This is a genomic window from Streptomyces subrutilus (genome assembly GCF_008704535.1).
Lineage (GTDB): Bacteria > Actinomycetota > Actinomycetes > Streptomycetales > Streptomycetaceae > Streptomyces > Streptomyces subrutilus.
This window is the reverse complement of sequence record NZ_CP023701.1, coordinates 5,201,520-5,212,205: the sequence shown is the minus strand read 5'-3', so window position 1 is coordinate 5,212,205 and position 10,686 is coordinate 5,201,520. Positions and strand designations below refer to the sequence as shown.

Annotated in this window: 8 protein-coding genes; 5 read left to right on the top strand and 3 right to left on the bottom strand. The window is 73.2% G+C overall.

Features of this window, described 5'->3' with window-relative positions:
• The first annotated feature begins 226 nt into the window (after nucleotides 1-226).
• Complete coding sequence (locus tag CP968_RS23050; RefSeq protein WP_483030223.1) at nucleotides 227-631, top strand: aggregation-promoting factor C-terminal-like domain-containing protein; 405 nt, start codon at nucleotides 227-229, stop codon at nucleotides 629-631.
• A 161-nt stretch (nucleotides 632-792) separates the two neighbouring features.
• On the opposite strand, the gene CP968_RS23045 is transcribed toward CP968_RS23050, so the two are convergent.
• Nucleotides 793-1,962 carry a steroid 3-ketoacyl-CoA thiolase gene (locus CP968_RS23045; RefSeq protein WP_150519805.1) on the bottom strand — a complete coding sequence of 390 codons (1,170 nt, stop codon included), beginning with the start codon at nucleotides 1,960-1,962 and terminating at the stop codon, nucleotides 793-795.
• A gap of 242 nt (nucleotides 1,963-2,204) precedes the next feature.
• Between CP968_RS23045 and CP968_RS23040 the strand changes: the two genes are divergently transcribed.
• On the top strand, nucleotides 2,205-3,449 hold the full coding sequence (locus tag CP968_RS23040; RefSeq protein WP_150519804.1) for a cytochrome P450: 1,245 nt from the start codon (nucleotides 2,205-2,207) through the stop codon (nucleotides 3,447-3,449).
• Between the two features lie 319 nt (nucleotides 3,450-3,768).
• Here CP968_RS23040 and CP968_RS23035 read toward each other — a convergent pair whose 3' ends face one another.
• Entirely contained in the window at nucleotides 3,769-5,829 is a 2,061-nt protein-coding gene (locus CP968_RS23035; protein WP_150519803.1) for a bifunctional glycosyltransferase 87/phosphatase PAP2 family protein, read from the bottom strand.
• 119 nt (nucleotides 5,830-5,948) lie between these two features.
• Here CP968_RS23035 and CP968_RS23030 point away from each other — a divergent pair, with 119 nt between their 5' ends.
• Both CP968_RS23030 and CP968_RS23025 read left to right on the top strand, forming a co-directional pair.
• Nucleotides 5,949-6,305, top strand: coding sequence for an antibiotic biosynthesis monooxygenase family protein (locus CP968_RS23030; RefSeq protein ID WP_150519802.1), 357 nt, complete (start codon nucleotides 5,949-5,951; stop codon nucleotides 6,303-6,305).
• Between the two features lie 189 nt (nucleotides 6,306-6,494).
• Nucleotides 6,495-7,055: a GNAT family N-acetyltransferase gene (locus CP968_RS23025; protein WP_150519801.1), complete on the top strand. Its 561-nt coding sequence runs from the start codon at nucleotides 6,495-6,497 to the stop codon at nucleotides 7,053-7,055.
• 25 nt (nucleotides 7,056-7,080) lie between these two features.
• On the opposite strand, the gene CP968_RS23020 is transcribed toward CP968_RS23025, so the two are convergent.
• Nucleotides 7,081-9,171 (bottom strand): MDR family MFS transporter, encoded by a 2,091-nt coding sequence (locus CP968_RS23020; protein WP_150519800.1) that lies wholly within the window; start codon nucleotides 9,169-9,171, stop codon nucleotides 7,081-7,083.
• Nucleotides 9,172-10,413: 1,242 nt separating this feature from the next.
• On the opposite strand from CP968_RS23020, the gene CP968_RS34180 reads away from it, so the two are divergent.
• Nucleotides 10,414-10,587 (top strand): peptidoglycan-binding domain-containing protein, encoded by a 174-nt coding sequence (locus CP968_RS34180; protein ID WP_167536838.1) that lies wholly within the window; start codon nucleotides 10,414-10,416, stop codon nucleotides 10,585-10,587.
• Nucleotides 10,588-10,686: the final 99 nt, after the last annotated feature.

Genomic DNA, 10,686 nt, shown 5'->3' with positions numbered 1-10,686 from the left:
GCGGCCGTTGATCGCCGCACCGGGGGGTCGGACCGGCCCCGCTGCGAGGTCCACTAGTAAGAGGGGTCGTTGCCAGGGGGTCGGCGCGTCGGTAGAACTGGACGAGTCGCCAGGCGGCCGGGGTGCTTCACCCCCCGCCGGACGAACCCCTCTCCTTCGCGTGAGCGGCTCACGCATGCGCTCGGCATGCGGGCGACGACCTCTGTCCCCTCCGAAAGGTCAGCCCGTGTCCCACACCGTCATCCGCCGCATCGCCGCTTCCAAGAAGACCCTCGTGGGCTCGGTCCTCGCCCTCGGTGTCGCCGGTTCCATGCTCGCCACGGTTCCCGCCCAGGCGGCTCCGACGAGCGCCAAGGCGATCGCCCAGCAGATGATCAAGGACCCGGCCCAGTTCGCGGCGTTCAACAACATCGTGTCCCGCGAGAGCGGCTGGAACCACACCGCCACCAACGCCTCGTCCGGTGCCTACGGCCTGGTCCAGGCCCTGCCGGCCTCGAAGATGGCCTCGGCGGGCTCGGACTGGAAGACCAACCCGGCCACCCAGATCAAGTGGGGCCTGGACTACATGAACTCCCGCTACGGCAGCCCCGTCGGCGCCTGGAACTTCTGGCAGAACAACCACTGGTACTAGGCAGCCCGTGGCAGCGGACCGCGCGGCACGCGCCGCGCCGCCGCCCGCACCCGTACCCCTCCCCGCGCATGCGAAGGCCCCGCCGGCCGACCTCCCCAGGTCGGGCCCACGGGGCCTTCGACTTTTCCCATCCCACTGGGTTCACAGGGCGCCCGCGGACCTCACAGGCGCTGGATGATCGTTCCGGTCGCCAGCGCGCCGCCCGCGCACATGGTGATGAGCGCGAACTCCTTGTCGCGGCGCTCCAGCTCGTGCAGTGCGGTGGTGATGAGCCGGGCTCCGGTGGCGCCGACGGGGTGGCCGAGCGCGATGCCGCCGCCGTTGACGTTCACCTTCTCCAGGTCCTGGTCGAAGACCCGGGTCCAGCTGAGGACGACGGAGGCGAAGGCCTCGTTGACCTCGACGAGGTCGATGTCCTTCAGGGACATGCCGGCCTTGCCGAGCACGGCCCGCGTCGCGTCGATCGGCCCGTCCAGGTGGTAGTGCGGGTCCGAGCCGACCAGGGTCTGCGCGACGATGCGGGCGCGGGGGCGGAGCTTGAGGGCGCGGGCCATCTTGCGTGAGGCCCACATCACGGCGGCGGCCCCGTCGGAGATCTGCGAGGAGTTCCCGGCGGTGTGCACGGCGGTCGGCATGACCGGCTTGAGCCGGGCCAGCGCCTCCGCGCTGGTGTCGCGCAGGCCCTCGTCCCGGTCGACCAGGCGCCACATGCCCTGGCCGGCGGCCTGCTCCTCCTCGGTGGTGGGCACCTGGACGGCGAAGGTCTCGCGCTTGAACCGCTCCTCGGCCCAGGCGGCCGCGGCCCGCTGCTGGGAGAGCACCCCGAGCCCGTCGACGTCCTCGCGGGTCAGGCCGCGGCGGCGGGCGATGCGCTCGGCGGCCTCGAACTGGTTCGGGAGGTCGACGTTCCACTCGTCCGGGAAGGGCTTGCCGGGGCCGTGCTTGGACCCGGAGCCGAGCGGCACCCGGCTCATGGCCTCGACCCCGCAGGCGATGCCGACGTCCATGACCCCGCCGGAGATCATGTTCGCGACCATGTGGTTGGCCTGCTGGGAGCTGCCGCACTGACAGTCCACGGTGGTCGCGGCGGTCTCGTACGGGAGCCCCATGGCGAGCCAGGCGTTGCGGGCCGGGTTCATCGACTGCTCGCCGGCGTGGGTGACGGTGCCGCCGACGATCTGCTCGACGCAGTCGGGCTGGATTCCGGTCCGGGCGAGGAGTTCGCGGTAGGTTTCGCCGAGCAGGTAGGCGGGATGGAGGTTGGCGAGCGCGCCCCCGCGCTTGCCGATGGGGGTGCGTACGGCTTCGACGATGACGGGTTCCGCGGCCATGAGCTCGTCCTCTCCTGCACAGCGCCAGCGCGGCGGGCCGTCCCGGCGCCCCGCCCGAACTAGTACGCGTTCTAGTTCTCCCCGCAGTCTTATGACCCCGAGCGCCGCCGCGCAAGGGTCTTGCACGCGCCCTGCACGGATTCCACACGCAACAGTTGGCGCGCCGACCCTTGTCACTTCTAGAACTCGTTACTACCTTCGAGCCAACTTCTGATGGGCCGTCAGACTTTGGAGTCGCCCCGATGTCCTGCCCCGCGCTGCCCGAAGGCTTCGACGCCACCGACCCCGACCTCCTCCAAAGCCGCGTCCCGCTGCCGGAGTTCGCCCGGCTGCGGCAGACCGCACCCGTGTGGTGGTGCCCGCAGCGGCGGGGCATCACCGGCTTCGACGACGAGGGCTACTGGGCCGTGACCCGGCACGCGGACGTCAAGTACGTCTCCACGCACCCGGAACTCTTCTCCTCCACCACCAACACGGCGATCATCCGCTTCAACGAGCACATCCCGCGCGATGCCATCGAGGCCCAGCGACTGATCATGCTGAACATGGACCCGCCGGAACACACCCGCGTACGCCAGATCGTGCAGCGCGGCTTCACCCCGCGCGCCATCCGCGGCCTGGAACAGGCCCTGCGCGACCGCGCCCGGAAGATCGTCGAGGAGGCCGTGGCCGTCTCCGCGGACGGCAGCTTCGACTTCGTCACGCAGGTCGCGTGCGAACTGCCGCTCCAGGCCATCGCCGAGCTGATCGGCGTACCGCAGGAGGACCGCTCACGGATCTTCGACTGGTCGAACAAGATGGTCGCCTACGACGACCCGGAGTACGCCATCACCGAGGAGGTCGGGGCCAACGCGGCGATGGAGCTCATCGGCTACGCCATGAACCTGTCCGCCGCACGCAAGCAGTGCCCGGCCAAGGACATCGTCACGCAACTGGTGGCGGCCGAGGGCGAGGGCAACCTCGGCTCCGACGAGTTCGGCTTCTTCGTCCTGCTGCTCGCGGTCGCGGGCAACGAGACCACCCGCAACGCCATCAGCCACGGCATGCACGCCTTCCTGACCCGGCCCGACCAGTGGGAACTGTACAAGCGCACCCGCCCCTCGACGGCGGCCGAGGAGATCGTGCGCTGGGCCACCCCCGTCGTCTCCTTCCAGCGCACCGCCACCCAGGACACCGAGCTGGCCGGCCAGAAGATCAGGGCGGGCGACCGGGTGGGCATGTTCTACTCCTCCGCCAACCACGACCCCGAGGTCTTCACGGACCCGGACCGCTTCGACATCACCCGCGACCCCAACCCCCACCTCGGCTTCGGCGGCGGCGGCCCGCACTTCTGCCTCGGCAAGTCCCTGGCCATCATGGAGATCGACCTGATCTTCAACGCCCTGGCCGACGCCCTCCCCGACCTCCACCTGACCGAAGCCGCCCCCCGCCGCCTCCGCGCGGCCTGGCTCAACGGCATCAAGGAACTCCGCGTCACCCACCCCTGACCCCCGCCCCGAAGACCCTGCACCCGGACCCCTTCCAGCCCCGCCGGCACCCGGGCCCGTCCAGCCCCGCCGGCGTTTGAGGCCCGGGGGCCCGGGGGCAGCGCCCCGCAACGGCGCCGCACCCGTAGACGCTCTCGGCCCGGCCACCATCGGCCCGACCGCCCCACGGCCAAGCCGACCCCCGCCCATCCCAGCCTCGCCGGCACACGGGCCCGGGCCACTTCCAGCCCCGCCGGCGTTTGAGGCGCGGGGGCCCGGGGGCAGCGCCCCCGCAACGGCGCCGCACCCCTCAGCGCACCCGGACCCGCACCCGCACCCCTCAGCGGCGCCCCCGCGCACCGGCGGCGACCCCGGCCGAAGCCCCGTCATCCGCCGCCCCGCGCGGCCCCGGCACCGCCAGGCCCGCCGCCCCCGGGGCCGCGGTACCCGTCCCCGAGGCCACTGCTCCGCGCGGCCCCGACAGCACGTACACCAGCCCGAACCCGGCACTCACCACGACCGCCCCGCCCACCGCGTCCAGCACCCAGTGGTTGGCGGTGGCGACGATCGCGCAGACGGTGATCAGCGGGTGCAGCGCCCCCAGCAGCTTCTGCCAGGCCTTGGGCGCCAGCATCACGATCACGACCCCGCACCACAGCGACCATCCGAAGTGCAGCGACGGCATGGCCGCGTACTGGTTGGAGATCGCGGTCATGGCCCCGTACGACGGGTTGGCCAGGTCCTGCGGGCCGTGCACGGTGTCGATGAAACCGAGGCCGGGCATCAGCCGCGGCGGCGCCAGCGGGTAGAGCCAGAAACCGGCCAGGGCCAGCACGGTGGCCAGCCCCAGCGAGGCGCGCGCCCACCGGTAGTCGCCCGGCCGGCGCCAGTACAGCACGGCCAGGATCGTCAGCGGGACCACGAAGTGGAAGGACGTGTAGTAGAAGTTGAAGAACGCCTCCAGCCAGGGCGTCTTCACCACCGCGTGGTTCACGGCGTGCTCGATGTCGATGCCGAGCGCCTTCTCGATGCCGTGGATCTGACTGCCGTTGCCCTCCGCGAGCGTCCGGCTCGTCGGCGCCGCCGCCCGGATGTGCGAGTACAGCGAGTACCCGACGCGTATCAGCAGGAGTTCCAGCAGCAGGTTCGGGCGCGACAGCACCCGCCGCCAGAACGGCAGCAGCGGCACCCGCGCCCACCGGGCGGCGGCCGGGCGCCCGTACGCGGTCGGCACGGGCTCCCGCCAGTACGGCGACGAGCGCGGCAGGAACGGTACGGCACAGGCCGCCGCCAGGGCCGCCAGCAGCAGCACGTTGTCCCGTACGGGCGCCAGCGCGGCCAGGTTCGGCAGCAGCACGGCGCTCGGCAGGGTCAGGGCCAGGATCACCGCCACCGGCCACACCGGCCGGTCGGCGGCCCGCTTGCCGACCTTCCCGGCGACGGCGAGCAGCACCCACAGCAGTTGGTGGCGCCAGCCGGCCGGGGACACCGCGACCGCCGCGCAGCCGGTCAGCGCCACGGCGAGCAGCAGCTGGCCGTCGCGGGCGTAACGGGCCGCGCGGCGCAGCGCGATCCACGCGATCCCGGCGGCGAGGGCGACGTAGAGGGCGATCTCGGCGGGCCCGGTGAGGCCGAGCCGCAGCAGCGCACCGTGCACCGACTGGTTGGCGAGGGAGTCGGGGGCGCCACCGAGGCCGGCGCCGGCCAGGTGCTCGACCCAGTACGTCCACGAGTCGCCGGGCAGCGCCGCCCAGGACAGCGCGGTGGCGCCGGCGAAGGTCGCGGCGGCGGTTCGCGCGGTCGGCCGGCGCCCGGCCAGCCACAGCAGCGGCGCGAAGAGCAGCAGGGCCGGCTGGAGCGCGGCGGCGAGGCCGATCAGGAAGCCGGCCGGCCGGTCGGCGGGCACCCGGAACACGGCGAGCAGCACCAGCAGCACCGGCAGGACGGCGGTCTGACCGGGCGACGCTGCCTCGCGGACGGGCAGCGAGACCATCATCAGCGCGGTCAGCACGGGCGCGGCCAGCAGGGCGGTGCGCCGCGGCACGGGATCGGGCAGGCCGCGGGCGGCGACGAGCCCGATGGCGGCCACGAACAACAGCGTCACGCAGGTCCAGGCGACCTCCAGCGACGGCGCCGCGAAGCCGGTCAGCGGCTTGAGGACGAGCCCCGCGAAGGGGGTCCCGGTGAACTGCCCGGCGTCGTAGAGCGAACCGGGGAGGCCGGGCAGGTGGAACCCGCTGAGCCACTCCCCGGGCGGCACGCGCAGCACCGCGGCGGCCTGTCTGACGGCGAGCGCCCCCGCCAGCACCCACAGGAGGAGGCGCGCCGCCCCGAGCCTGCCGCCACCGCCTATGACTCCGGCATGTCCGTTCGCACCACTGTGCTCCGCCGCGTTCGCCACGCCTCGCCGGCCTCCCGCCCTGTTGACCGCAACCCCGACTTCGCCTGGCTGCCGCGCTTCATACCGCGTGTGATTACCTGGACGACGATATCCCGCGCGGGATCCCTAGGATGGCCCGCATGAGCATCGTGAAGATCAACGCACTGACCGTCCCCGCCGAGCAGCGGGAGGTGCTGGAGCAGCGGTTCGCCTCGCGGGCGGGCGCGGTGGAGGGCTCGGACGGCTTCGAATGGTTCGAGCTGCTGCGCCCCGTGGAGGGCACCGACCAGTACCTCGTGTACACGCGCTGGCGTTCGGAGGAGGACTTCCAGGCGTGGATGGAGGGCCCGATGAAGGCCGCTCACCAGGGCGGCGGCCAGGGCGGTGGCCAGGGTGCGGGCGGCGAGGGCGGCGGCGAGCGCCCCAAGCCGGCGGCCTCGGGCTCGTCGGTGTGGTCCTTCGAGGTCGTCCAGCAGGCGGCGCCGAAGTCCGTCTGACGGCCGGTCCCGCACGCCCCGCGCCCCTGCGCGGTCCGGACGACGGACCGGCCGCGCAGGGGCGCGAAACGGGGCGGGAACGGCACGCGGAACGGGGCGGGAACGAGGGCACGAACACTCATACGATCATCGGCCCGGCGCTGTGGATATTTTCCGCTCCGCCCGCCCCGCCGACTCCACAATGACCGCATGAACACCTACGACGCACGCATCGAACCCGCCACGCGGGCCGCACCGCCCGTACCGCGCGGCCCCCACCCGGCGCCCTCCGGCTCCTGGTCCGTGGCCCCCGAGCCCTTCACGACCCCCGCGGCAGTCGCCCTGCGCCGGGCGTACTACGCGGAGGTCGCCGGCCGGTACTGGAACCGGCCCGTCACCGAGGCCGAGACCGACCAGGGCCTCCTGGAGTTCCCGGACGACGCACTGGCCCCGCCGACGGGCCGCTTCGTGGTCGGCCGCCACCGGGGCGAGCCCCTGGCCTGCGGCGGCGTACGCCTGCTCGACCCGGCCACCGCCGAGCTCACCCGGGTGTACGTGGACCCGCGCGCCCGCGGCACGGGCGGCGGGGCGGCGCTGCTGGAGGCCCTGGAGGCGCAGGCCCGCGCCCTGGGCGCCGAGCGGGTCCGGCTGGACACCCGCTCGGACCTGGTGGAGGCCCGGGCGCTCTACGTGAGTCAGGGGTACGCGGAGATACCGGCGTACAGCTCGGGCCCGTATGCGGAGCACTGGTTCGAGAAGCGCCTGGCGTGACCGCGCCCGCCGGCGCGGCCCCTCGTCAACTCAACCGGTCGCCGGCCCAGTGCGCGGCGTGGTCGCGCCGCGGGGCGGCGTCGCAGGGCTCCTCCTCGTCGGAGCCGCACAGCTCCGCGTTGATCTCCCGGACCAGCTCGGTCAGGTCGGTGGGGCGATTGGAACACCACCAGTCGCCGAGCAGTTCCGCGAGGGACTCCTGCCGGGCCGCGGCCAGTCTGGTGGCGCTCTCGCGCCCCTTGTCGGTGAGGAGCAGCGACAGCCCCTCCCGCTCGGCCAGTCCGCGCTCCTCGATCTGCCGGGCGGCGTCCGTGATCGCCCTCAGCGGCACGACGCTGCGCTCGGCGAGCACGGCGGGTTCGACGGAGCCGTACTTGTTGATCCGCAGCAGCAGCCAGCTCGCGGCGGGCAGCAGGTCGTAGCCGGCCTTCTCGGTGATCTTCTCGTAGACGTGGCGGCGGCCCTCGCGGGTGCCGAGCACCGTCAGGGCCCGGGCGACCTCTTCGCGTGAGGAGCGCTGGACCGGGTTGGAGGCGAGGGTCTCGGTGACGTCCGGCGCGGTGACCGAGGCGCGGAGCTTGTCCTCCTTGAGGAACCAGGCGACGACGAAGGCGACGAGGACGACCGGCACCGCGTAGAGGAAGACGTCCGTGATGGAGCTGGCGTAGGCGTCGAGCACCCGGGGACGCAGGTCGGCCGGGAGGGCCGCGATGGCGCGCGGATCGGCCTCCAGCCGGGCGGCGCCGGTGCCGGGCGGCAGGGGTACGCCCGCGAGGACGGAGCCCAGTCTGTCGTCGAGGAGGTTGGTGAAGACCGTGCCGAAGATCGCAACGCCGAAGGAGGCTCCGATGGACCGGAAGAAGGTGGCGCCGGAGGTGGCGACGCCGAGGTCGGCGTAGCTGACCGAGTTCTGCACCACGAGCACGAGGACCTGCATGACCAGGCCGAGCCCGGCACCGAAGACGAAGAAGTAGACGCTCATCTCCAGGGTCGAGCTGGTGCGGTGCAGCTGGTGCAGGAGGAGCAGGCCGACGGCGGTGACCGCGGTGCCGGCGATCGGGAAGACCTTCCAGCGGCCGGTGCGGCTGACGATCTGGCCGGAGACGGTGGAGGAGAGGAGCAGGCCCAGCACCATGGGCAGCATGTGGACGCCGGACATGGTCGGCGAGACGCCCTGGACGACCTGGAGGAAGGTCGGCAGGTAGACCATCGCGCCGAACATCGAGAAGCCGACGATGAAGCTGATCACCGAGCAGAGGGTGAAGGTGCGGATGTGGAAGAGCCCCAGCGGCAGGACGGGTTCGGCGGCCCTGCGCTCCACGAAGACGAACGCGACGAGCAGGACGACGCCGAGGACGGCCAGACCGATGATCTCCGGTGAACCCCAGCCCCAGGTGCCGCCGAGGGAGGCCACCAAGACGAGGCAGGTGGCGACGGAGGCGATGAGGAAGGTGCCCAGGTAGTCGATGGTGTGCTTCGAGGAGCGGGCCGGGATGTGCAGGACGGCGGCGATGACGACGAGCGCGACGAGACCGATGGGGAGGTTGATGTAGAAGACCCAGCGCCAGGACAGGTGGTCCACGAACAGCCCGCCGAGCAGCGGCCCCAGCACGCTGGTCGCACCGAACACTCCGCCGAACAGGCCCTGGTACTTGCCGCGCTCACGGGGCGGGACGATGTCGCCGACGATCGCCATCGACAGCACCATCAGTCCGCCGCCGCCCAGGCCTTGGAGGGCTCGGAAGCCGATGAGCTGGGGCATGTTCTGGGACAGCCCGCACAGGGCCGAACCGATGAGGAAGAGGACGATGGCGTACTGGAACAGCTTCTTGCGGCCGTACTGGTCGCCGAGCTTGCCCCACAGCGGGGTGGCCGCGGTGGACGCCAGCATGTAGGCGGTGACGACCCAGGACAGGTGGGCCATGCCGCCGAGGTCGCTGACGATCGTGGGCAGGGCGGTCGAGACGATCGTCTGGTCGAGTGCGGCGAGCAGCAGCCCCAGCAGCAGTGCTCCGATCGAGACGAGCACCTCGCGGGAGGCGTGCTCGGGCACGGCGCCGGGCTTCCCGGGTTCGGGACCGGGACCCTCGGCCTCCGTGGTCACTTCCTGAGCCATCGACTCCTCCTCAGGCCGGAACAACATCTCCATCCTGAGCGGTGTGTCCGGTTATGGCCTCTCGGGCGGGTTGGGAGGGTCCTGGAGGGTCTGCATAATCGCAGGCAACGTCCAGGGAGGGATTCCAGTGAGCGGTGAACACGGTCCGGATTGTGGCGCCGCCGGCGCCGACTGCGCGTGTGCGCAGAGAACGGGCATCGACCCCATGCGCATACGCCCGTACGTGACCCTGCCCGACCCGGGCGACCCCACCCCGACACCCCAGGACGCCCCTCCCACGCCCCTCCCCCGCCCGGTCACCCCACCCCCCTCCGCCACCCCGCCCTACGGCACCCCCGTCCCCCCGCCGCCTTCCCCCTGGCCGACGGCGACGCCGCGAGGCGGGGCCAGGGGCCCGGCCGGTGGCGCGGGCACGGGCGGGGGCGCGGGCATAGGCGGGGGCACGGCCACGGCGGCCGGCGCGGGTGCGGCGGGTGCGGACGGAGGCACGACAGGTGCTGCGGTCGGCGGCACGACGGGCGCGGGCACGGGCACGACGGGTGCGAGCGCGGGCACGACGGGTGCAGGCGACGGCAGGGGCACGGGCGGCCCGGGGGCAGACCCTCGCCTGGGCATGACGGCGGGCATGGGCCCGGGCCCTGGCGGTGGCCCCGGTCCGGGCGCGGCCGGATACCCGGGCCCGGGGGCCGGCGGGGGCAGGGGCGGAAGCGAGACCATCCGCCTCCAGGCCATCCCGCCGACGGCCGGCGGCCCGCCCCACGAAGGCGCAGGGGGCGCAGGAGACGAAAGGGGCGGAGGGGGCGGAGGGGGCGGGGCGGGGGGCCCGAGAAGCGGAACGGCCCCGCCTCCCGGCGGCTCCTGCCGATCCTGCTCGCCGCCGCCGCGGTCATCGCGCTCGGCGGGACGGCCATGGCCCTGTGGACGATGCCGGACTCTTCCGGTGACGCCACGGCGCGGCTGGACGCCCGGCCCTCCGCGCCGTCCGTGAGCGTGGCCCCGCCCCCGTCCTCCCAGAGCCCCTCGGCCACCGCATCCGGCCCGTCGCCGTCGGCCTCGCGTTCCCCGTCGCCGAGCGCCTCCCGCTCGGCGTCCCCGTCCGCGTCGCCGACTCCTTCCGCGTCCGCGTCGCCCTCGGCCTCGGCGTCGCCGAGCACGTCCCCGAGCCCGACCCGCTCCCCCAGCCGCACACCGTCACCGCCCGCGTCGGGGCCGACCCTGCGCATCGGAGACTCCGGCGGCGAGGTGGAGAAGCTCCAGCGGCTGCTGACGGCCCGGCGCCTGTACAGCGGCAAGATCAACGGCCGGTTTGACTGGCGGGTCGAGCAGGCGGTGTCGACCTTCCAGTACAACCGCGGCATCGATGACGAGGAATGGGGCGTCTACGGCCCGGTGACCCGCAAGGCGCTGGAGGGATAGCCGTAGCCGGCCGGAGGGACAGCCGCAGAGGGATGGCGGCGGCCGGAGGACGCCCGACAGCGGGAAGGGCGCCGACAGGGGACGGGAGTCACACCCGCA

Bases quoted from the DNA above. Each gene is read 5' to 3' on its own strand.
- CP968_RS23030 (WP_150519802.1), top strand. From the start codon at position 5,949: ATGAGCATCGTGAAGATCAACGCACTGACCGTCCCCGCCGAGCAGCGG.
- CP968_RS23040 (WP_150519804.1), top strand. From the start codon at position 2,205: ATGTCCTGCCCCGCGCTGCCCGAAGGCTTCGACGCCACCGACCCCGAC.
- CP968_RS23045 (WP_150519805.1), bottom strand. From the start codon at position 1,962: ATGGCCGCGGAACCCGTCATCGTCGAAGCCGTACGCACCCCCATCGGC.
- CP968_RS23020 (WP_150519800.1), bottom strand. From the start codon at position 9,171: ATGGCTCAGGAAGTGACCACGGAGGCCGAGGGTCCCGGTCCCGAACCC.
- CP968_RS23025 (WP_150519801.1), top strand. From the start codon at position 6,495: ATGAACACCTACGACGCACGCATCGAACCCGCCACGCGGGCCGCACCG.